This is a genomic window from Kribbella sp. NPDC050281 (assembly GCF_040655855.1).
GTDB lineage: Bacteria > Actinomycetota > Actinomycetes > Propionibacteriales > Kribbellaceae > Kribbella.
The window spans coordinates 130,895-153,267 of sequence record NZ_JBFAKS010000020.1; the positions used below are offsets into that span (position 1 = coordinate 130,895).

General features: G+C 70.5%; 11 protein-coding genes. 4 read left to right on the top strand and 7 right to left on the bottom strand.

The features are described from left to right. The first annotated feature begins 40 nt into the window (after positions 1–40). The gene (locus AB0I34_RS22525) at positions 41–607 is read left to right on the top strand and encodes a TetR/AcrR family transcriptional regulator (RefSeq protein WP_360447869.1); all 567 of its coding nucleotides are present in this window, start codon (positions 41–43) and stop codon (positions 605–607) included. Here the strand turns inward: AB0I34_RS22525 and AB0I34_RS22530 are convergent. The 5 genes from AB0I34_RS22530 to AB0I34_RS22550 form a co-directional block, all read right to left on the bottom strand. Beyond that, complete coding sequence (locus AB0I34_RS22530; protein ID WP_360447871.1) at positions 596–2,032, bottom strand: RNB domain-containing ribonuclease; 1,437 nt, start codon at positions 2,030–2,032, stop codon at positions 596–598. The two genes, AB0I34_RS22525 and AB0I34_RS22530, sit on opposite strands and share 12 nt — an antisense overlap. 43 nt (positions 2,033–2,075) lie before the next feature. Then, positions 2,076–3,200: a bifunctional RNase H/acid phosphatase gene (locus tag AB0I34_RS22535; RefSeq protein WP_360447873.1), complete on the bottom strand. Its 1,125-nt coding sequence runs from the start codon at positions 3,198–3,200 to the stop codon at positions 2,076–2,078. Further along, positions 3,197–3,910, bottom strand: a complete 714-nt coding sequence (locus AB0I34_RS22540; protein WP_360447875.1) for a C4-type zinc ribbon domain-containing protein — start codon at positions 3,908–3,910, stop codon at positions 3,197–3,199. Before AB0I34_RS22540 ends, AB0I34_RS22535 begins: the two co-directional genes overlap by 4 nt. Positions 3,911–3,972: 62 nt before the next feature. Further along, entirely contained in the window at positions 3,973–5,106 is a 1,134-nt protein-coding gene (locus AB0I34_RS22545; protein ID WP_360447877.1) for a Nif3-like dinuclear metal center hexameric protein, read from the bottom strand. Between the two features lie 18 nt (positions 5,107–5,124). Beyond that, on the bottom strand, positions 5,125–6,756 hold the full coding sequence (locus AB0I34_RS22550; RefSeq protein WP_360447879.1) for a glycoside hydrolase family 13 protein: 1,632 nt from the start codon (positions 6,754–6,756) through the stop codon (positions 5,125–5,127). A gap of 112 nt (positions 6,757–6,868) precedes the next feature. Here AB0I34_RS22550 and AB0I34_RS22555 point away from each other — a divergent pair, with 112 nt between their 5' ends. Beyond that, positions 6,869–8,068, top strand: coding sequence for an ROK family transcriptional regulator (locus AB0I34_RS22555; RefSeq protein ID WP_360447881.1), 1,200 nt, complete (start codon positions 6,869–6,871; stop codon positions 8,066–8,068). On the opposite strand, the gene nagZ is transcribed toward AB0I34_RS22555, so the two are convergent. Next, the gene (gene nagZ, locus AB0I34_RS22560; protein WP_360447883.1) at positions 8,055–9,536 is read right to left on the bottom strand and encodes a beta-N-acetylhexosaminidase; all 1,482 of its coding nucleotides are present in this window, start codon (positions 9,534–9,536) and stop codon (positions 8,055–8,057) included. The genes AB0I34_RS22555 and nagZ overlap by 14 nt on opposite strands. Before the next feature lie 258 nt (positions 9,537–9,794). Between nagZ and AB0I34_RS22565 the strand changes: the two genes are divergently transcribed. Both AB0I34_RS22565 and AB0I34_RS22570 read left to right on the top strand, forming a co-directional pair. Then, positions 9,795–10,721 (top strand): ROK family protein, encoded by a 927-nt coding sequence (locus tag AB0I34_RS22565; RefSeq protein ID WP_360447885.1) that lies wholly within the window; start codon positions 9,795–9,797, stop codon positions 10,719–10,721. A 356-nt stretch (positions 10,722–11,077) separates the two neighbouring features. Then, complete coding sequence (locus AB0I34_RS22570) at positions 11,078–11,698, top strand: hypothetical protein (protein ID WP_360447887.1); 621 nt, start codon at positions 11,078–11,080, stop codon at positions 11,696–11,698. 91 nt (positions 11,699–11,789) lie between these two features. Here AB0I34_RS22570 and AB0I34_RS22575 read toward each other — a convergent pair whose 3' ends face one another. Then, on the bottom strand, positions 11,790–21,938 hold the full coding sequence (locus tag AB0I34_RS22575; protein ID WP_360447888.1) for an amino acid adenylation domain-containing protein: 10,149 nt from the start codon (positions 21,936–21,938) through the stop codon (positions 11,790–11,792). Positions 21,939–22,373: the final 435 nt, after the last annotated feature.

A 22,373-nucleotide genomic window follows, 5' to 3' on the forward strand; every position in this document is an offset into this window, starting at 1 on the left:
ATCTACTGACACGACTGTTTCAGTAGGTGATACTAGCTCCGTGCCGTCGACGAAGCCAGCCCCCTCCGCGCGTCAGCAGGAACTGCTGGAGCGCGCCTACGCCTACTCGCTCAGCCACGGACTGGCCGACCTGTCCCTGCGCCCGCTGGCCACCGCGATCGAGTCCAGCCCGCGGGTGCTGCTGTTCCTGTTCGGCAGCAAGGACGGCCTGATCCGCGCCCTGCTCGCCCGAGCCCGCGTCGACGAACTGGAACTACTCCGCCAGCTCGAGGCCAGGTACGACGAACCGCCCGGCCTGACCGTGGTCGCGCGAGAGCTGTGGACGTGGCTGGCCGAGCCCGAGCGCCGGCCGCTGATGAAGTTCTGGGTGGAGGCGTACGGGCGTTCGCTGGTCGCGCCGGACGGCCCGTGGGCGGACTACGGCCGCTCGACCGTCGACGACTGGCTCGAACTGCTCAAGGGGAGTCAGCCCGATCCCGGCAGCCCGGCCGCGGAGGCACGCCGTACCGGCGTACTGGCCTTGCTGCGCGGCGCGCTCATCGACCTGCTCGCGACCGAAGACCTGGACCGCACGACAGCGGCCGTCGAGGACTACCTACGGGGCTAGCTCGAAGGCGACTGTGCGTTTGGCGATGTCGGCCTCGACCAGGTTCACGCGGATCGCCTGACCGAGCGGCAGTGGCGCGCTACCGGTGACGCGGCCTTCGATCGCGACCGTGGAGAGGGCGACGACGCCGCGGGTGGTGTCGCGCTCGTCAACGTCGGTGATCACGCCCTCGAACTCCGTCCCGATCCGGTCGGCCACCAGACCGGCCTCGACCATGCTGACGATCGAGCGTTCGTACGCGTTCGCCCGGCGGTCCGCCTCGTCCATCGTCTTCGGGATCTCGTCCATCGACTCGCGCACCCAGGCCGGCACCTCGGTGCCCGCGGACAGCGCCACGCAGATCTCGCCGGTCCACCGGTCCACCAGCCGCCGCAGCGGCGCGGTGACGTGCGCGTACTCCGCCTTCATCGCGGCATGCTGCGGCCGCTCCGGCACACTGCCCGCGAACGCGGAGTACCCGGCGCCCCGGAACAGCACGGTGCAGGCAGCCAGCATCGCCGCGTGCGGCGGCACCTTCGGGTCGAGCCCGTGAATGAACTGCGCGTACGACGTCCCGTCCGGCCAGGTGATCCCGAGCGCTTTGGCGGTGTGCTCGAGCTTGTGCCGCAGACTGTCGTGCGATTCGGGCAGCGTCCGCAGGATGCCGATCTTGCCCTTCATCATCAGTTCGGCAGCGGCCATGCCGGTGAGCAGCGAGATCTGCGCGTTCCAGCCCTCGACCGGCAGCGGTGCGCGGAACTCCAGACCCCAACCGTGGTTGGAGGTGACGACCTCCTGGTCCGGGATGGGCAGGTTGACTCCGCCGCGCTCGAGCTCACGCTGCTCACGCAGTGTGCCGACCTCGCGAAGCAGTTGCAGCGACTCCGACGCATTGCCGGCGTCGAGGTCCTTCTGCACGTCGGCGTAGTTCAGCTTGGCCCGCGACTTCACCAGCGCGCGCACGCAGGTGACGCCGGTCCCCTCGCCTGTCGCGTCGACCGTGATCGTCCACAGCAACGCGGGACGCACTCCGTCCGGGAGCAGCGACGCCGCGCCTTCGGACAGCTCCGGCGGATGCAGCGGGGTCCGCTTGTCCGGCGCGTAGAGCGTCTCGCCGCGGCGACGTGCTTCGAGGTCGATCGGGTCGCCGGGCTGGACGAAGGCGGCGACGTCGGCGATCGCGTAGTGGACCGTGTAGCCGTCGCCGGTGCGCTCGATGTGAAGGGCCTGGTCGAGGTCCATCGAGTCCGGCGGATCGATCGTGACGAACTCGAGATCGGTCCGGTCCAGCTCGGGCAGCCGCGGGTTCTTCGCCGCGTGCAGTGCCGCCGCGACCACGTCGTCCGGGAACTCCGCCGGCACCTCGAGCTCACGCCGGATGTCCTGCAGCGACGCCCGGAACACCTCGGGCACGTCCTCGGCAAAGTGAACCCTCTGAAGCGGCACGTGGGGCCCTCCGTCCTTCTCAGCGCACGACGTGTGCGTGGGGTCAGACTAACGAGGGTTGCACATTGAAGGAGCGGAGTGAGGCGAGGCCGTCGGCGTACCAGTGAATCTCGGTAATGGTCGCGGGGCGCAGCTCCATCCGGAACACCGACGCCATCGGTGCCTGCAGCACCGACCGGACCATCAGTTTGATCGGCGTGACATGGGTGACGACGACAACGGTCTTGCCCGGGTAGCGAGTCAGCAGCCCGTCCCGCGCCGACCGGGCCCGGCGCGCGCACGCGTCGAACGACTCGCCACCGGGCGGCGCGACAGCGGTCGAGCCCAGCCACGCGTTCATCGCATCCGGCCACTTCTGCTGCACCTCGGCGAACGTGTGCCCGTCCCAGTCGCCGAACGAGCACTCCACCCAGCCGTTGTCCACCACCGGCTCGAGCCCGAGCTTGCCGGCGACCGCGTCGGCCGTCTGCCGCGCGCGCACCATCGGCGAAGTCACGAGAGCGTCGACGCCACCGATCCGGGACAAGTACTCGGCGGCCGCCTGGGCCTGCGCCCGACCGGTGTCACTGAGCGCCGGGTCGTCGCCCCCGGATCCCGAGAACCGCTTCTCGACGGTGTGCGGCGTCTCGCCGTGCCGCAGGAAGATGAGCTGCGTCGGCGGCTCGGCCTGCGGACCCCAACCCTGCAAGGCCTTCTGGAGATCCGAGGGTTCCTTGACGGCCGCCGGCCCGGGTCCGCCGGCCTCCGGCTTCAGCGGGATCGGTACGCCGTCCAGCGCGTTGTTCGCCAGTGCGTCGGCGGCGGAGTTCTGGGCCCGGGGCACCCAGGTCCACTCGGTCCCGAACGGCGCCAGGCCTTGCGCCTTGATCGCCAGCGGCTGCAGGTCCGGGTGCTTGATCTTCCACCGGCCGGCCATCTGCTCGATCACCAGCTTGGAGTCCATCCGCACCTCGATCGAGGCGTCCGGGGCGTACTCCGCGGCCAGCTGGAGCCCCGCGATCAGTCCGGAGTACTCGGCGACGTTGTTGGTCGCGATCCCCAGCGTCTTGCCGTCCTGCGCGATCACCTCGCCGGTCGCCGGGTCGCGGACCAGCGCGCCGTACGCGGCCGGTCCCGGGTTCCCGCGCGACCCACCGTCAGCTTCGACAATGACGTGCTGATAACTCATGCGCTACTGTCCGCCGTCCGGACCAGGATCCGTCCGCACTCCTCACAGCGCAGTACGGCGTCCGCCGGGGCGGTCTTGATGCGGTTCAGGTCGGACGGCGCCAGCTCCATCCGGCAGCCCATGCAGCGCTTGCCGACCAGCGGCGCGGCGCCGATTCCGCCGTTGTGCTCGCGGAGCCGCTGGTACTGCGTGATCAGGGCATCCGGAAGCTCGGCCGCCACCCCGGCGCGCTTGTCGCCGAGCCCGGCACGCTGCTCGTCGAGCTCCTTCAGCGCGCCGTCGCGGCTGGTCTCGAGCTCGGACTGCCGGCCTGCGAACGCCTCGGCGCGGGTGCGCAGATCGAGCTGGACCGCCTCGGCGGCCTCCAGCTTCTCCATCACCTCAAGCTCGGCGTCCTCCAGATCGGAGATCCGCCGGTCCAGCGACCCGATCTCGTGCTGCAGGTTCTCCAGGTCCTTGGCCGACGTGACCTGACCGGAGTCCAGCCGCTGCTGGTTGCGCGCCTTGCGCTGCCGCACTTGGTCGACGTCGCTGTCGGCCTTCTTCTGCTCGCGCTGCAGGTCGCTGACCTCGGTGTCGGCGGTGACCAGGTCGCGGTCGACCACGGACTTCTCCGCGGTCAGGTCGGCAAGTGCCTTGTGCTCGGGCAGCGATTTGCGCTTGTGCGCGACCTGATCCAGCTGCAGGTCGAGATCCTGCAGGTCCAGCAACCGGCGTTGGACGGCGGGCTCGGCGTTCAGAGTCGGCTCCTTCAGTTGTGTTTCAGCTGCACTCAGAACCGCAGGGTCCAGGCGTCCGTGCAGAGCGTCGAGATGTGAGTGTCCACGGTACTGCCTTGTGCTGCCAACCCTTCGACGAGGAGTCGTTCGGCGTCCCGCAGCCAGGGCCACTCGCTGGCCCAGTGCGCGACATCGACCAGCGCCGGGCCTTCGTCGTACGCCTGTGCCTCGGTCGCGGGGTGGTGCCGGAGATCGGCGGTCACGTACGCGTCGACGCCGGCGGCCCGGACTCGCTCGAACTCCGAGTCCCCCGCTCCCCCGACGACGGCGACCGTCTCGATCGTCCGCTCCGGGTCCCCCGACACCCGAACGCCGTGCTCCGTGCGTGGGAGATGATCGGCGACCAGCCGGGCGAAGTCCCTCAGTGGCAGCGGTGCCGAGAGCGCGCCGACGCGGCCGCCACCGCGCTCGCTCGGCAGTGCTGCCAGCTCGTAGATGTCGAAGGCCGGCTCCTCGTAGGAGTGCGCCGCCTTCAGCGCCTCGACGACAGCCCGCCGCTTGTGTCGCGGCAGAATCAGCTCGAGCCGGTTCTCCGGCACGACCTCGATGTCACCGACCTGCCCGATCGTGGGGTTCGCGCCCTCGAGCGGGCGGAAGGTCCCCTCGCCGGTGCCACTCCAGGCGGCGCGCTCGTAGTCGCCGATCTGGCCGGCGCCCGCCTTCGCCAGCGCGTCGAGCATGGTCTGCGTCTCGTCGACCGGCACGAACACGACCAGCTTGTCCATTGGGTCGGACGGCATTGCCTTGAGCGGACGCGTGTCCTGTAGGCCCAGGGCCGCGGCCAGTGCGTCGCTCACGCCAGGGTTCGCGTTGTCCGCGTTGGTGTGGCAGACGTGCAACGCCGTACCGCTCCGGATCAGGTCGTGCACGACCCGGCCCTTCGGCGTTGTCGCCGCCACGCTGTTCACGCTGCGCAACAACAGCGGGTGGTGTGTGACGAGGAGATCGAAGTCGCCTCCGATCGCCTCGTCCACCACCGCGCGCATCGGGTCGACGGCGAACAGGATCCGTCGTACCTGCTGCTCCGGATCGCCTGTGACCAGACCGACCGCGTCCCAGGACTCCGCCCAGGCAGGGTTGTAGAGCCGGTCGAGTACGGCGATCACGTCACCAAGCGTCGGGGTCACGGCCCCCATCCTGCCGCATCAGATCAGCCAGGCTGTGGTGTCACTCGGGAGCTTGTCGCCCTCCAGCGGACCACTCGACAGCACGACCGCGGCATCCGGCAGCTCGACCGGCGCGGCACCGAAGTTCGTGATCGACTGCCAGCCGCCGGGACGGGTGAAGTGGAGGACCCAGTCGGTGCCGTCGACCCAGGTCAGCGAGTTGCTCGTCTGCAGTCCCCGGCGTACTGCGAGGGCCTTGCGGTACAGGCTCAGCGTCGAACTGACGTCGCCCTCCTGCGCCTCGACGGAGTACCCACCGAACCACTTCGGCTGCAGCAGATGCGAACCGCCCGAGCCGAAGCCGAAGGACAGCCCACCGACGGTCCACGGGATCGGCACCCGGCACCCGTCACGGCCCTTCTCCGCACCCTTGGAGCGGAAGTACGCCGGGTCCTGCAGGTTCGCCGCCGGCAGCTCGCCGACCTCCTGCAGCCCGAGCTCCTCCCCCTGATACAGGTACGCCGATCCCGGCAGCGCCAGCATCAGCAGCACCGCGGCGCGGGCTCGGCGCAAGCCCAGCTCCACGTCGACGGTCGGCTCGGTGCCGTTGCTCAGCAGCCAGGCCTTGCCGTCCTGCCACAGGCCGGACGGATCCTTCGGCAGGCCGTAGCGGGTCGCGTGCCGGACGACGTCGTGGTTCGAGAACACCCAGGTCGAGGACGAGCCGTTCTGGTCGGCCAGTGCGAGGTTCTCCTCGATCACCTGGCGGAACTTGTCGTACTCCCAGTCGGCCTGCAGCAGGTCGAAGTTGAAGGCCTGCCCGAGCCCGTCGGCACTCGCGTACCGCGCGCGGCGCGACGCCGGGACGAACGCCTCGGCCACGGCGGACCGGGGCGGGTCGTACTCGTTCAGGACCTGCCGCCACTCGCGGTAGATGTCGTGTACGCCGTCGCGGTCCCACAGCGGGTGCAGACCGTACGACTCGGACACTCGAGGCAGCGTGGCCTGCGACGGCATCGGCTCCGCCAGGTCCTTCATCAGGGCGTGCGCGACGTCCACCCGGAAGCCGTCGACACCACGGTCCGACCAGAATCTCAGCGTCTGGAGAAAGTCCGCCCGAACCTCCGGGTGGTCCCAGTTCAGATCGGGTTGCTCGGCCGCGAACAGGTGCAGATACCACTCGCCGTCGTCGGTCCGCGCCCAGGCAGAGCCGCCGAACACCGAATCCCAGTCCGACGGCGGCTGGTCGCCGTCGCCCTCCCGGAAGATGTACCGCTCCCGCGCCGGCGAGCCCTTCGGTGCGGCCAGCGCCTCGGTGAACCAGGCATGCCGGTCCGACGTGTGGTTCGGCACGATGTCGACGATCAGCTTGATGTTCACCGCGTGCAGCGCGTCGACCAGTTGGTCGAAGTCCGCGAGGGTGCCGAGCCGCGGGTCCACGGCGCGGTAGTCGTCGACGTCGTACCCGCCGTCGGCCAGCGCGGATGGGTAGAACGGGCTCAGCCAGACCGCGTCGATGCCGAGGGCCTCGAGGTACGGCACGCGGCTGACGATGCCCTGCAGGTCGCCGAGACCGTCGCCGTCGGAGTCGGCGAAGCTCCGCGGATAGATCTGGTAGACGACCGCCTGCCGCCACCAGTCGGCATCGTTCGTCAACTGCTTGCTCGTCATCAGCGCCTCACTGAAGTCGTCTGCAGATAGTTGTCACTGGTTAATATAGAGTCTAAATTTAGATCCTGCAGTATTCTGCGCCGGGATGTTCGAGCTGGTCAAGGGGCTTTGAATGGCAGTGACTCAAGCCACGGCGACGCCGCCGCTGTTGCGCCGCGTGAACGCGGGCAAGCTCCTCGGCGTGCTCTCGAACGCGGGGGTGATGACGGGAACCGGTCTGATCCAGGCCACCGGCCTGACCCGGGCGACCGTGCACGCGGTCTGCAACGACCTCATCTCGATGGGCTGGGTGGTCGAGCTCGACCCCGGCCGCGACGACACCGCCGTGGGCCGGCCGTCACGGCGGTTCGAGTTCAACAGCCGGGGCGGGTATGTGCTCGGGATCGACATCGGCGACGCCAAGACCACGGTGCTGCTCGCGGACCTGCGCGGCGAGACCGTCGCCAAGGCGGGCCGCTCGGTGTCCGACGTGAAGACGGCGGGTGAGCGGACCGAGATCGTGCACGAGACGATCGTCGAAGCCCTGGCGAGCGCGGAAGTCTGCGACACACAGGTGCTCGCTGCGGGAGTCGGAGTCGCGGCGCCGGTCGACCGCGACGGGAACATCCTGGTCGACGACGAGTTCTGGCGGCGGTTCGACGCCGGCCTGGCGAAGCGGCTGACAGAGTTGCACGGCTGGCCGGTGCGGCTCGAGAACGACGCCAACCTCGCCGCGCTGGGGGAACAGTGGCGCGGCGAAGGACGGGACGTCGACGACCTCGCCGTACTGCTCGCCGGTGAGCGGTTCGGCTCCGGCCTGATGGATTCGGGCCGGCTGCTGCACGGCAGTCGTGGTGGTGCGGGCGAGATGGTCTACCTCAAGCTCGTCGAGGGTGTCGGTGATACGCACGGCATCGCCCGGATCGCACGCGATCGGGGCGCCGCGGCGGTCGCCGACCCGGCCATCGACACCGTACTGCGGACGCTCGGCGGCGACGGCCCGATCACCGCGGAACAGGTCTTCACCGCCGCCGGCTCCGGCGATGAAGTTGCCCTGGGCATCCTTCAGCACGTGGCCGGCCGGACTGCCCGGGTGGTGGCGACGCTCGGGATCCTGTTCAACCCCGAGCTCGTCGTCCTCGGCGGCGCGGTCGCCCAGGCCGCCGCGGCGTTGCTGCCCGACATCGAGCGGCACCTGGCCGGCTTCACCAGTACGCCGCCTCGCGTCGCCGTCTCGTCCCTCGGCGACGCGATCGTGTCCGTCGGCGCCGTCCGCCACGCCCTCAACTACGTCGAACAACACGCCCTGGATCTGAACCTCAAACCTGCGTGAGCGCCTTCGCGACTGCCTCGAGGACGATGACGTTGCGGCCTGAGGTGGTGGCGGAGCGGATGCCTTCGGGGACGAGGGCGCGGTCCTCGGGGATGCCCGTGCAGAGCACGAACACGTCCTCCTTGTGCCCTTCCACCAAGTGGGTCAGCGCGTCGCGCATCCACGGCGTACGCCCGGCGTCCTGGACAGCGATGACGAGCGGACGGCCCGCGGCGGCCGCGGCCGCCGTCTTGATCGCGTCGCCGGCCGGTGAATCGGCGCCGGTCAGCCGATGCTCGCCGCGGAGTACGACGCCGTCCGAGCCCGGCGCGACACGGCCGAAGACCTCGGGAAGCCCACTGAAATAAGGGTTCCAGGCCGGATGCAGCCCCTGCGTCAGATCAACGACGTACGGCGCGGAGCCGAGCACCGGGATGCTCTGGCCGGCCACCACGTGGGCGGCGACCTCTCGGATCGGGGCACCGTCGAGACCTGGCTGCCGAGTGCGCTGCGCCAGACTTGCCGCCAGCGCACGGCCCCGTGCGGCCGCGTCGGCGACGCGCTCGGCGTCCAGCGTTCCGTTGCCAATGGCATCTACCACGCGGGCGGTCAGCGCTCGCGGGTCCGCGGAGCCGACAGCGATCATGGCCAGGTCGGCGCCGGCGCCGATCGACGCGACCGCGGCGTCCTCGATCGACCGGGTCCTGGTGATCGCCTGCATCTCCAGTGCGTCGGTGGTGATCACGCCGGTGAAGCCGAGTTCGTCTCGCAGCAGGCCGGTCAGCAGGCGGCGCGACAGGGTGGCCGGCTGGTCGTCGTACGCGGAGAAGACGATGTGGGCGCTCATCACCACGTCGGCGCCGGCCGCGATCGTCGCCCGGAACGGCGCGAGCTCGACGGCGTTGACCTCCTCGATCGAGCGGTCGACGCTGGGCAGGCCGACATGGGAGTCGACCGCGACGTCGCCGTGGCCCGGGAAGTGCTTCGGGCAGGCGGCGATGCCGGCCTCGTGGACGCCCTCGACGAACGCGACACCGTGCCGGGAGACCACGTCGGCCGTCGTGCCGAACGAGCGGGTGGAGATGATCGGGTTCGCCGGGTTGCTGTTCACGTCGACCGACGGCGCCAGCATCAGGTCGATGCCGAGGCTCGCCAGCGTCGCCGCGGCGTCCCGGGCGGACGCACGGGTCAGGTCGACGTCGTCGAGATCGCCTAGTACGCGCGGTGAGGCCAGCGGCCAGGGGTTGGCCGGCGCGAGGTGGCTGAACTCGCCGCCCTCGTGGTCGATCGCGATGATCAGGTCGGGCCGCTCGGCCCGCAGCGACGCGGTCAGGGCGGCCACCTGATCGGCGTCGCCGACGTTGCGGGTGAACAGGATGACGCCGCCGAGACCGGCCGCGACCGCGCGGCGCAACTCGTCGGGGGCGGTGGTCCCGCTGAAGCCGACGATCAGCGCGCCGGCGGCATCACGATCCAGTTGATCACTCATCCCCCTACCCTCTCCTCCCCGAGGTCCGCGCCGCCACCCCCAGCCGCCGGACCCCGGGCGATGCCGTCACGGACAGCTAATAATTAGCGCCTTCTCGGCCGTCTAGGGCGATCGTTGTCAGGCTATGTCAAGGCATTTGCCCGGCGTCTTCCTGCGGGTTTGCGGGGATTCCTGCAATTGACCCCTGTCTGTCCGGGCCGACTACGGATAACGTTGTCTCCCGACCTGACCACCTGCATCGGCACTGACGGGGGGACCATGAGTGACGAACCAGTGAAGCAGGACACCGTCCTGGGCATCGACATCGGCGGCACGAAGATGGCCGCCGCACTCGTGTCCGCGGACGGTGAGATCCTCACCGGGGACCGGATCCTCACTCCACCCGGCGACGCGGACGTGGTATTCGCGGCGCTCGGCGAGCTGATCGAGCGGGTTCGCGGTGACGCGACGCCGATTGCGATCGGGATCGGTTCGGCCGGGCCACTGGACCAGGAGCACGGGCTGGTGTCACCGGTCAACATCACCGGCTGGCGGAACTTCCCGCTGGTCGAGCGGGTCCGGGAGCTGGTCGGCGACGTACCCGTGACGCTCGGGGTCGACGGGCACTGCTTCGCACTGGGTGAGTTCTGGACGGGCGCCGGACGCGACACCGACACGCTCCTGGGGATCGTGGTGTCGACCGGTGTCGGCGGCGGACTGGTTGTCGACGGCAAGCCTGTCATCGGTCAGTCGGGCAACGCCGCGCACATCGGTCACGTGGTCGTGGACCTGGACGGCGAGGCGTGCGCGTGCGGGTCCTACGGATGCGTGGAGGCGTACGCGAGCGGTCCGCGGATGGTTGCCCGGGCCAAGCGTCGCGGCTGGCGGATCGACGAGGACGCGGATGCCGCCGTACTCGCTGCCGACGCGGCCGCCGGGGACGAGCTCGCGCTGGCCGCATTCGACGACGGGGCGCAGGCGCTGGCAGCGGGGATCGTCGCGACGGCGGTGACGGTCGATCTGACCACGGTGGTCATCGGGGGCGGGGTGTCGAAGGCGGGGCCGGTGCTGTTCGACCCGGTGCAGGCATGGGTGAAGCGGCTCGCGCAACTGCCCTTCATCACCGACCTGGCGGTCGAGCCCGCCCAACTCGACAACGCCGGCCTCCTCGGTGCCGCCCATCAGGCCTGGGCCGCCGTCGGCTGACCGCCGTACACCTCTCCCGCGTCACGCACACATCTGCACGCGCGGAACAGGGTCTCATGCGCACCTTTGCGCAGTTTTAACCCAATTGCCCGAATCTGTGTAACGACTGGGCCGTCCCACGCGATGCAACGGATGGATGGGGTGGGGGCACGTCATCCAAGACTGGTCAGGGGGGCCTGGACCGGTCGCCAGCGGTTGGTCGATGGGGGGCCAGGACCAGCCGAACGCGTGAGCGGCGGAGAGGAAACTCTCCGCCGCCCTCGCGAACAGCACGGCGTCAAGGCAGGTCAGATCAGGTCAGCAACGTCCGCCAGCGTTGTCCAGGGCAACGCTCGACCAGAAGGACTCGGTCCCCGATGGACGTCGCGGTACTCCTGCTCTTCGCTCTCTTCTTCACCGCGCTGTTGGTCCGGACCACTTCCAGGTACGACGTACTGCGGGCGGCTGTCGGACGGCCGCGACTGTTCCAGGTCGCCGCTGTGCTGGCCGCCGCGGTCACTGTGCCGGTCGACGTGTACGCGATCGTGTACGGCACGGTCGGTCCGGGGGCCGTGGCACTCGAGGACGTCGCCGGACGCTTGCTACTGATGAACGTCGCCGCCGCGTGCGGCGTCGCTGCCCTGCACGGCTCGCTGCGCGGACGGGCCCTCGCCGGCCCGGGGACCGCCGCAGCCGTGGCAGGGTCGGCTCCACCCATCGGGGCGCAGGCCGACGACGGCCACGCGCTCCGGATGGGTGTGCTCGGCCGGACCGGACCACTGATCGCTCTGATCGTGGTCACCGCCGTGGTGGCGGTCGGGTCCGGCGGAGACGGTATGGGTTCCGGCGGGAACGGAACCGCTGCCGGCAGCGTCGGACCGACGACCGGAAGCGTCGGGTCCGCGCTGGCGGTCTACTCCCTGCTCGTCTGCGTGATCAGCGCCTCATCGCTGTTCCGCCGCCGGGCGCGGAGTGCGATCGGTCCTCAGGAGGGATGAGGATCGTCGCGGGTTCTGCACCGCGGACGGAGGCCGGTGGCTGCGGGAGGGCTGCCCCCGACAACCCCCGTCCACGGTGCAGAACAGTCCTCTACGGCGTGAGCCACTCGGGTTCGGGAAGACGGGTCCGGTCCAAGCGGCCGTTGTCGTCGAGCGGGAGTTCCTCGATCGGGATCAGGTCGGCCGGGACCAGGTAGATCGGGAGCTCCTTGGTCAGGTCGAGCATCAGGCGGGCCAGAACTGCCGGATCGCTGTCCTCGAGAACGACGTACCCGAGGAGGCAGGTGTCGCCGGCCGGGTCCGCACGGGCGACCACGACGGCGTCGACCACACCCGGCTGATCCGCCAGAACGTGTTCGGTTTCGCCGGGTTCGACGCGGTGCCCGCGGATCTTGACCTGGTCGTCGGCGCGGCCGAGGTACTCCAGCGTCCCGTCCGCCCGCCAGCGACCCAGGTCCCGGCTGCGGTACAGCCGCGCCCCCGGATGGCCCGGATCCGGCACGAACGCGTGCTCGGTCTCCTCCGGCCGCCCGATGTAGCCCTGGGCAACGGCCGGACCGCCGAGGTGGATCTCGCCAACCGCACCGACCGGCACCGGCCGCAGCGCCTGGTCCAGCAGGCGTACGACGACGCCCTCGACCGGACGCCCGATCGACGGCCGGTCCACCGCCGGGTCGACCTCGTGGATCGTGGTCACGATCGACGCCTCGACCGGGCCGTACTCGTTGAACAGCCGGCACTCCGGATGCGCCTCGAGGAAGTCGCGCACCTTGTGCGTCAGCACCATCGCCTCGCCACCCGCGACGATCTCCCGCAGCGCGGGCAACTCGGGCAGCCGCCGCATGGTCGCGAGCAACGCCGTCAACGGGCTGAACGCCATGAACAGCCGCTCGACGTCGTGATCCCGCAGCGCCGCGATCACCGCGTCCGGGTCGTACCGGTCGTCCTCGCCGATCAGCACCAGCGCCGAGCCGGACGCGAGCGCGGTGAACATCTCCTGCACGTGAACGTCGAAACCGAACGAGGTCCACTGCAGCGTCCGCAGCGAACTCCGGGTCCGCAAGTAGTGCCGGATCAGGTTGACCGGACCGCGATGCGGGACGACAACGCCCTTCGGGTTCCCGGTCGAGCCGGACGTGTAGATGCAGTAGGCAACATCATCCGCGGCGGCCCGCACCGGCGGCGCCTGCCGCGCCCGCGCATCGCCGTTCGACGTGGCGACCGGGACCAGCCGCAGGCCGAGCCGGTCCGCCAGCGCTGCGTCGTCACCGACCAGCGCGACCGCCGACGAGTCCGCGACCATGAACGCCCAGCGCGACTCGGGTACGCCCGGATCCAGCGGCAAGTACGCCGCGCCGGACTTCAGTACGGCGAGCACCGAGACGACCAGTTCGGTGCCTCGGGCAACACGTACGGCGACCAGTTGGCCGGGCTTCACGCCGAGGTCGACGAGCCGCCAGGCCAGCGCGTTGGCCCGGCGATCGAGCTCGGCGTACGTCAGTTCACGCTCGCCCTGGATCAGCGCGGTCGCGTCCGGGGTTCGGGCGACCTGCTGCTCGAAGAGGGTGTGCAGTCCGCTGAGTTCGCCGGCGACGACGGCGTCTCGTCGTACTCGACCGATCGGGCCGGCCGGAGCGGTGTCGCCTTCCAGCTCGCGCAGGGCCTCGAGGTCGGACTCGATCGGGAACATCAGGTCGGGCAGGCGCAGGTTCGGCTGGGTGGTGGCGCGACGCAGGACCGCTTCGAGGTACGCGACGAGGCGGTCGATCGTGCGCTGCTCGAACAGTCCGGAGCGGTAGTCCGCCGTACACGTGATGCCGGCGCCGTGGTGGGTCAGCCGCAGGCGGAGGTCGAGCGGTTCGGGCAGCTCGTCGTCGCCGTCCTCGAACTCGACCAGGACCTGGAATAGCGGGTCACGCTCGAGTACGGCGAGGTCCGTGCCGGCGTGGTCGAACGCGCCGGCCGTCACGTCGCGCACCCGGTGCGCGAGCTCGCCGAGGTCGGGTTCGCCGGACAGGTCGATCCGGATCGGGAGCGCGCGCCGGGCCGCCGTCGAGGTGTCGCCCTGGGGCCGGATCAGCGCGGTTCCGATCGTCACGTCGTCCTGCGCCGCGAAGCGCCCGAGCACCGTCCCGACGGCCGCCAGCATCGTCATCAGCGGGGAGACCTTCCGGCCTCGGCTGAACACGAACACCGCGTCCCCGAGTTCCTCCTCGAACTCCTTCTTCACCGACCCGACAGCGCCCGACGCGGCCGGCCGTACTCCATCCGCAACCAGGACCAGCGGCTCAGCGCCCGCCAGCGCCATCTCCCAGTAACCCAGGTCCCGCCGCAACCGCTCAACATCCTCGCCCGTGCGAGCCTCGGCCTGTATTTCCGCGTTAGCATCTGGAGCGTTCGTGGGGCCCGCCGCGGGTGCCTCAGCCTGCACTGCATCGACGGCCTCGGCGCCATCGTCCACGTCCTGCACGCCTTCCGGCTCGGCCGGAGTCGATGGGTCGGGGAAGTGTTCAGAGGTTGTCGGGTCTTCTGAGGTTGCGGCTTCGAGGAGGGCGAGCTGTTCGCGCATCAGCTTGGTGACGCCGTCCACCAACTGACCGGCCACGCGGAGCTGCTGCGACATGAGCACGGCCATCCCGTTGCCCGGCAGCTCAGCCTCACTGGTAGCCGCCGCAGCCTCATCGACCTTCGCCGCCAACTCCGCCAGCCCGGAGCCCAGATCAGCCAAGGCGGTCCGCGCATCGCGAACCGGCGCAACCTCCACCGACTCCGCCTGAGCCGTCTCCTCGGGCTCTTCAGCAGGAGGCTCGACCTCCGCTTCCTCAGCAGAAGCCTCCGCCGCGACGTCCTCCGCCTTCTCGGCGCGGGCTTCCACCGCGACGTCCTCGGACGCTTCGAGTGCTTCGGCGATGTTCTCCGGCTGGGCTGCAACGGCCGCCTGCTCCGCCTCCGAGGCTTCCGGGGCCCGCGTGGCGACGGCCGTGGCGAGCTTGTGCGGAGTGGTGTAGGCGCTGAACAGGTCCTCGGGGGTGAGCGTCACCTCGAAGCGCGAGTTGATCTCGGTGATGACCCGCGCCATCGAGTCCGGCCTTGCGCCGAGCTCAGCGAACGTGTGGTCGACGGTCAAGTCGTACGGATCGAGGTTCAGCGCCTCACACGTCAGATCCAGGATCAGGTCCAGCGAGTCGCGGTACCGCTCGGCCGACATCTCGTCACCGGACAGCACCCCGGCCTGCGCCAGGTAGTCCGCGTCGATCTGATGCGTCTCGGCCGGCAACGCGAAGGGCGACTGCTCCTCGACCGGATCGTTGCTCTCAGCAACCTCTGGCTCGGCCGGCGGATCCAGCGGGATCCGCTTCACCGCCGCACTCGATGGCTCGAAGACAACCGCCTGCGCGCGAGCCGCGCGCTCGAACGGGCTCGGCTGCACGCGGGCCGGCCGCCCCACACCATCACCAGCAAGCCCGGCCGCCGAGGTGTCGACCGGGTGATGCACACGCCGGAACGGGTACGTCGGCAACGGCACGCGACCGCCATCGGAGTACACCTTCGACCATGCGATCTCGGTGCCCTGCTCGTACAGCTCGGCCAGCCCGTTCATCGTCGCAAGCACCGGATCCTGCCCCAGCCGCTGCGCGGGGATCCACGTACTGTTCGGCGCGATCCGCCGCCCGGCCGGACTCAGTACGGCGTCCGGCCCGAGCTCCAGGAAGCGACGGCAACCGGCGGCCGTGACCGCCTCGACCGCGTCACCGAACAGCACCGGCTGCCGCAACTGCCCGACCAGGTAGTCGCCGTCCAGCACCGTCCCGGACTCGAGCAGATCGCCGGACCAGCTCGACACCATCGGCGTTCGCAGCGGCTTCAGCGTGATCTCCCGGACGATCGCCGCGAAGTCCTTCAGGATCGGGTCCACCAACGAACTGTGGAACGCCCGATCCACGTCCAGCCGCTGGTACGCGACCTCCAGCCGGTCCAGCTGCTCCGCGAGCTGCCCGACGATCACCTCGGACCCGGTCAGGACGAACGACTGCGGACCGTTGCCTGCGGCAATCTCCACGCCCGGCGTCTGCGTCAGCTCGCGAACCCGGTCCGCGTCCGCACGCACAGCAACCATCGCGCCGGGCACTGTGCCACGCTGCATGAGCTCGCCGCGCTTAGCAGTCAGCCGTACGCCGTCCGCCAGTGACAAGGCACCGGCCACGCACAGGGCGGCGTACTCCCCCACGCTGTGACCGACCACCAACGCGGGCTGCACACCGAACGACTGCCAGAGCCGCGCTAGGGCAAGCTCGAACGCGAACAGTGCGGGCTGCGCGGTCTCTGTCGGCCAGACGCCCTCAGATGCGCCGGCAGGTGTCAGCAATAGCTCCAGCAGGCTGCCACCGGTCTCCTCGGCGTACACGCGGTCGCACTCGTCCAGCACCGAGCGGAAGACCGGGAAGCGAGCAGCAAGCGCAGCGGCCATCCCACGCCGCGCAGCGCCCTGTCCGGTGAACGCGTAGCCCAGCGGACCCGGTCCGCCGCGTGGGACTTCGGTTGCCTGAGCTGAGCCGAGTGCGTCGACCAGCTCGGCCTCGGACGCGCCCGCTACTGCGATGCGGTACCGGTGCGGTGGTCGGCCGAGGGCGGCCGTACCAGCGAGGTCGATCAGGCGGTGTCCGGTGCCGTGGCCGAGATCGGTGCGGAACAACTCGACCAGGTCTGCCAGAGCGTCCGGATCGGGCGCGGAGAGCGGCAGCACGACCGGTCCGTCGTCGCCACGACGGATCTGCCGCGGCGCCTCCTCCAGGATGACTTGCGCGTTGGTACCGCCCGCGTCGAGAGCGCTGACGCCCGCGCGCAACGTCGTACCGGCCTCCCAATCGTGCGCCTCGGTGCCGATCACGAACGGACTGCCGTCGAGCCCGAGGTCCGCGTTCGGCTCGGTGTAGTTGATCGTCGGGACCAGCATCCGGTGCTGCAGCATCAGGATGGTCTTGATCAGGCCGGCCATGCCCGCGGCACTGTCGAGGTGGCCGATGTTCGGCTTCACCGAGCCGATCGTGCAGAAGCCGACCTTGTCGGTGTGCCTGCGCAGCGCGGTCGTCAGCGACTTCACCTCGGCGGAGTCCGCGGCGGCGCTGCCGATCGCGTTCGCCTCGATGTAGCTGAGCGAGTCCGCCGCGAACCCGGACCGCTCCAGCGCACGCTCGATCAGCTCGACCTGGTTGCCCGAAGGCGCGTCCTCGTTGCTGACCGCGGTGCCGCGGATCACGGCGTACACGGTGTCCCCGTCGGCGACGGCCTGATCGAGGCGCTTCAGCAGTACGGCGGCGACGCCGTTCCCACCGACCGTACCGTCGGCGGCCGCATCGAACGCACGGACCTGGCCGCGCGGCGACAGGATCGACTCCGGTGCCGGGAGGTAGCCCGTTGCCTGAGGCACCTGTACGGCGGCTGCACCGGCGAGTGCGAGGTCCGCATCGCCGGAGCGCAACGCCTGGCAGGCCAGGTGCACCGCGACCAGGGACGAGGACCAGGCGGACTGTACGCCGATGGCTGGACCGGTGAGGCCGAGGCGGTAGGCGACTCGGGTGGCGAGGGAATCGCGGGACTGGTGCTGCTGGGTGTACAGGTTCATGCCGGAGCCCGCGAACACGCCGACGCGGCCGGTGGTGCCCGCGTACCCGCCGTGCTCGAGCGCCTGGTAGCAGACCTCGAGGAACAACCGCTGCGCCGGATCCATCAACTCGGCCTCACGGTCGCTGAGGCCGAAGAACTTCGCGTCGAACGACTCCACGTGGTCGAGCACACCGCTGACGGCCACCAGCTCGTCGTCCACATGCCCGCCGGCCTGGCTCACCTCCTCGTTCGTGAACCGCCGGAGGCTCTCCACCCCACCCACGAGGTTGTCCCAGAACTGCTCCAGGGTCTCCGCGCCCGGAAACCGCCCCGCCAACCCCACCACAGCCACCGGCTCCACAACCCGCCGCGACCCCCGCTCCTGCTGCCCCCGCCGCGCCCCCTCAGCCACCACCTCAGACTCACCCCGCTGCGAGATCTGCGGCGCAGCCTCAGCTCCCTGCACGGCCCCGGATTGCAGCGCGGGCTCAGCCTCCTGCCTGGTCGCGGACTGCGGCGCGAGCTCAGCTTCCTGCGCGCTCCCGGAACGCGGCTCCTGCGCGGTCTCGGACTGCGGCGCAGGTTCTGCGTGAGCCTGCGCGGTCGTGCGTTCGGGCTCCTGCTCGGCGGACTGCCGCGCGAGCTCAGCTTCCGACTCCTGCCCGGCGTCCGCTACCTGCTCGCCCACGTCGCCCGACTCCAGGTCAGAGTCCGCCGCGGACTCGGACGCGACCTGCTCGGTAGCTCCGTCCACAACCGGCTGTGCTGCAGAGGCACCCTCGACGGTTGCCACCGCGACGGCTTCCGCCGGCGCACCCACCGCGGACTGCTCCCGTGCAGCCTCCGCAGGTACCTCCTCGACCGGCTCAGCTTCTGCGGCTAGCTCCTCGGCGAATTCAGCCTGCTCAGGCTCTGCGATCTCCTCGGAGGTCGCATCGGCGGCCGGCTGGTCGACCGTCCCGGTCGACTCGGCCACTTGCGTCGCCTCAGCCTCGCGCTGCTCTTCGGCAACGGCCTCCGCGGCAGCCGCGGCTTCACCTCCGGCAGCTGGCTCGGCCTCCGGCTCCTGCTCGTCATCGGCGGTCTCAGACTGCTGCTCGTCGGCGGCGGCCTCGGACTCGGCTTCGGCTGCCGGCTCCAGCTCGGCCTCCGGCTCCTGCTCGTCGGCGGGCTCGGTTTCGGCGGCTGGTTCCAGCTCGGCCTCGGGCTCCTGCTCGTCGGCGGTGACTTCGGCGGCGGGCTGGGGCTGGTCGGGGTCGGTTGCCTTGGCGACTGGTTCGGGGGTGCGGTCTTCGGCTGGTACGTCGAGGGCCGGGGCCTGCGTGATCGTGTACTGCGCGATGAACCGCGCCTCCGGGAGCTCAGACCGGGCCTGTGCTTCGGCCGCGGGTCCTTCAGGTGCTTCCGCGGCAGGCTCGACCGACTCTGTCCCGTCAGCAGACTCCAGCGGTGCTTCGAGGGCCGCCGACTCGGCTGCTGCCTCGACAGGCTCGGCCGACCCGACCTCCCCGGAGGACTCCGGCTGTACTTCGGCCGCAGGCTCCTCAGGCGCTTCCTCAGCAGGCTCGATCGGCTCAGTCTCCGAAGCCAGATCCGCTTCGGCCGCAGGCTCCCCAGCCGTTCCCTCGACGGACTCGGCCGACTCGGCCTCCGCGGAGGGCACCGGCTCCGACTGCGCTTCGCCCGAAAGCTCCTCAACCGTCCCCTCGACGGACTCGGCCGACTCGGCCTCCGCGGAGGGCACCGGCTCCGACTGCGCTTCGCCCGAAAGCTCCTCAACCGCTCCCTCAGCGCGCTCGGCCGACTCGGCCTCCGCGGAGGGCACCGGCTCCGACTGCGCTTCGGCCGAAAGCTCCTCAACCGCTCCCTCAGCGCGCTCGGCCGGGTCGGCCTCCGCGGAGGGCTCCGGCTCCGACTGCGCTTCGGCCGAAAGCTTCTCAGCTGTTTTGTCGGCGGGCTCGGTCGGGTCGGACTCTGCGGTGGGCTCCAGCTCGGCCTGTGCTTCGGCTGCAGGCTCGTCGGCCGCTTCCGCGGGGGGCTCGGCTGCCTCGGGCTCCGGCTGCGGCTGTGCTTCGGCCGCGGGCTCGTCGGGTGCTTCTTCGGCGGGCTCGGTTGGCTGGGTCTCTGCGTTCAGCTCCGGGGGCGCGTCCGGGGCAGGCTCGTCGGCCGCTTCCGCGGCGGGCTCGACTGCCTCGGGCTCTGCGGTGGGCTTCGGCTGCGGCTGTGCTTCCGCGGCAGGCTCGTCAGGGGTTTCCTCGACGGGCTGCGTCGGCTCCACGGCCGCGACGGACTCCGGCTGCGGCTCGGCGGGCTGCTCGGACGCTTCCTCGGCGGGCTCACGCTCGGTGGCCGGGTCGAACTCGGCGGTTGGCTCGAGCTCGGCGGTTGGCTCAAGGTCGGCGGTGGGCTCGCGCTCGGCGGTTGGCTCGAGATCGGGGGTGGTTTCGGTCTCGGCGGTGGGCTGCGGCTGGGGCTGGGCTTCGGCCTCGGGCGCCTCGGCTGGGTGCTCGGTGGGCTTGGGGGACTTGGCCTGTGCGGGGGGAGGCGGCTCGTCGGTGGCGGGGACTCGTTGGAGCTCTGTGGTTTGTTCGACGTCCGGGATCGGGGCGGGCTCTGGTTCGGTGGGCGCGTCGGCGGTTGGGTCGGCGGTGACCGGCGAGGTGGGGGTGCCGAGGGTGGGGCGTTGGGGTGGGATGGGGATGGATTGTTGGAGGGTGCGTTTCCAGGCGAGGCGGACTACCGGGAGTTCGGTGGTGCGTTCGGCCGGGTCTTCTTCGGCTGAGATGAGGGTGTCGGCGGCGTTGGCGTGCGGGCCTTCGCCGGCGGGGCCGGAGTACGAGTTGGCGCCGGCCGGTTCGACGTACGGGTGGGGAGGTGTTTCGAGCGTGCCGTCGATCCAGCGTTGCTTGAGCAGCGGGCGCAGGATCTTGCCGCCGGGTGTGGTCGGGAAGTCCCGCCGCGGTACGCCGATCACCTCGGCCTCGAGCCCGAGCCGGGCCAGGACGAGACTCCGGATCGCCTGATCCATCCCCGGAATCGACTCCGGCGTGAGCGCGTAGAACACGACCAGCCGGTCGGTCCCACTCTCCCCGTCCGCGATCCCACACGCCGCGACGAGGCCCTGCTCGGCACCGACCACCGTCGCAGCGACCGATTCGATGTCGTGCGCGTAGTAGAGCTTCCCGGACATGATGATGCGTTCGCTGTCCCGGCCGGTGATGACCACCTGCCCGCCGGTGATGAAGGCCTGGTCCCCGGTCGCCAGCCACTTCCGCGCCGGCCAGTTGCCGATCGGGAACGCCGCCCGGTCCGCCTCCAGGTTGCCCAGGTACCCCGGTGTCACCCGCGCGGACGCGACCTGCAGCTGACCGATCCGGCCCTCCGGCAGCACCGCACCGTTCGGCGCCACGATCCGCACCGTCGTCCCCGGAGCCGGCGCACCCACCGACACCAGGCTCAGCACACCCGGCGCCTCGGCCCGCGTCTTACCCGGCCGGGCGACCGCGACCTTCCCGGTAGCCGGCCGCTGGTCGACCCACTCGATCACGCCGGTCGGTGGGATCCGGACGCGGTGCACGTTCGGTGTCAGCCCGGGCCGCGCGAACGTGATCCCGGTGACCGTCTCGGTCATCCCCCACGCCGCGACGAAGGTCTCCGGTACGACGCCGAACCGGTTCGTCAGCCGCAGGAACTCCGACATCACCGGCACGGTGATCTGCTCGCCACCGCTGACCAGACTGCGCAGAGCGGACAGGTCCCAGTGCCGGTCGGGCTCGCCCGCGATCGCCTGCGTGGCCAGGCGATAGCCGAAGTTCGGAGACCACGAGTGGTTGACCCGGTGCTGGTCCATCAGGTCCAGCCAGCGCAGCGGATCGGCCAGCACCCAGTCGGTGTTCACGTGCACGTTGGTGCAGCCGGTGAACACGGGCAGCAGGTGGTACAGCAGGAACGCACCGCTCTGGGTCAGCGGCAGCCAGTTCAGCGTCGTCTGTCCGGGTCGCACCGGCAGCATGGCCGGCGTACCGGCAGCGAACTCGACCAGCCCACGGTGCGTCAACTGCACGATCTTCGGTGCACCGGTGCTGGTGCCCGACGACATCATCAGTACGGCGACGTCGTCCGCGGCCGGCCGGTGGAACTCCGACGTCGGCTCATGACCCGCGAGAGCGTCCGGGTCGAGGACCGGCAGGCCGAGGTCGTTCGGGAGGTCGGACGGGCGGCCGATCAGGACCGTCCAGCCGAGCAGGTCGGTCAGCTTGCGGAGCCGTTCGCGGCCCTCCTCGGACCGGTCGCCCTCAGGACTCGGGGCCATCAGCAACGGACGGATGCCGCCCAGCGTGCAGGCCCAGAACGCCGCGAAGAATCCGACCGGTTCGGTGCAGTGCACGACCGCCGGGTCGCCGGCGCGTACGCCGTTCGCCCGCAGGCCGGCCAGGATGCGGGCGGCGAGCTCGAGCAGGGTTGGGAAGTCGAGCTTGGTCTCGCGGCCGTCGGGGCCGATCTCGACCACACCGGCGCCGCCGAAATCGCGGGCCGCGCGGAGCAGCGCGCTGGGCAGGTCTCTCGGGTATCCGGCCGGGATCATCAGGGCCGGTCCGGTGCTGATCGCCGGCCGGTCCACACCGCTTCTCACCACGTGCGTGCCACCACCTGCACGGGGTGGGCCGGGAGGGGATCAGCGAGTGCGCGGGCAGGCCGGGGAACACCGGTGGTGCCAGCCAGTTGGCGACCCACGGACACGTGCCTCCCCAACTGGACGGAGCCGGGCTCAGGGCAGACCCGTCTCGCTCTCACCGACAGAAAGCCCCGTTTTCCGCCTGCCGGAACGAAGCCGTGACCGGGCACACCCGGTGCGTCATCGCGCCGACCGACAGCCGTGAACCCTACCAGTCGCGACCGGCCCTGGAGGAGTCCGTTCCGGCGATCGAAGAGTTAAGAAATCCCGCCGACCGCCGCCACCCAGGACAACGACCCTCGCTGCCTGCGGATACGCCGTTTCGGCAGAGTGTCCGATCACCGGAAACAGGTCGTCCCCGGCCCGCAGAGCGGACCCGGGACGCCCGGCCGGAAG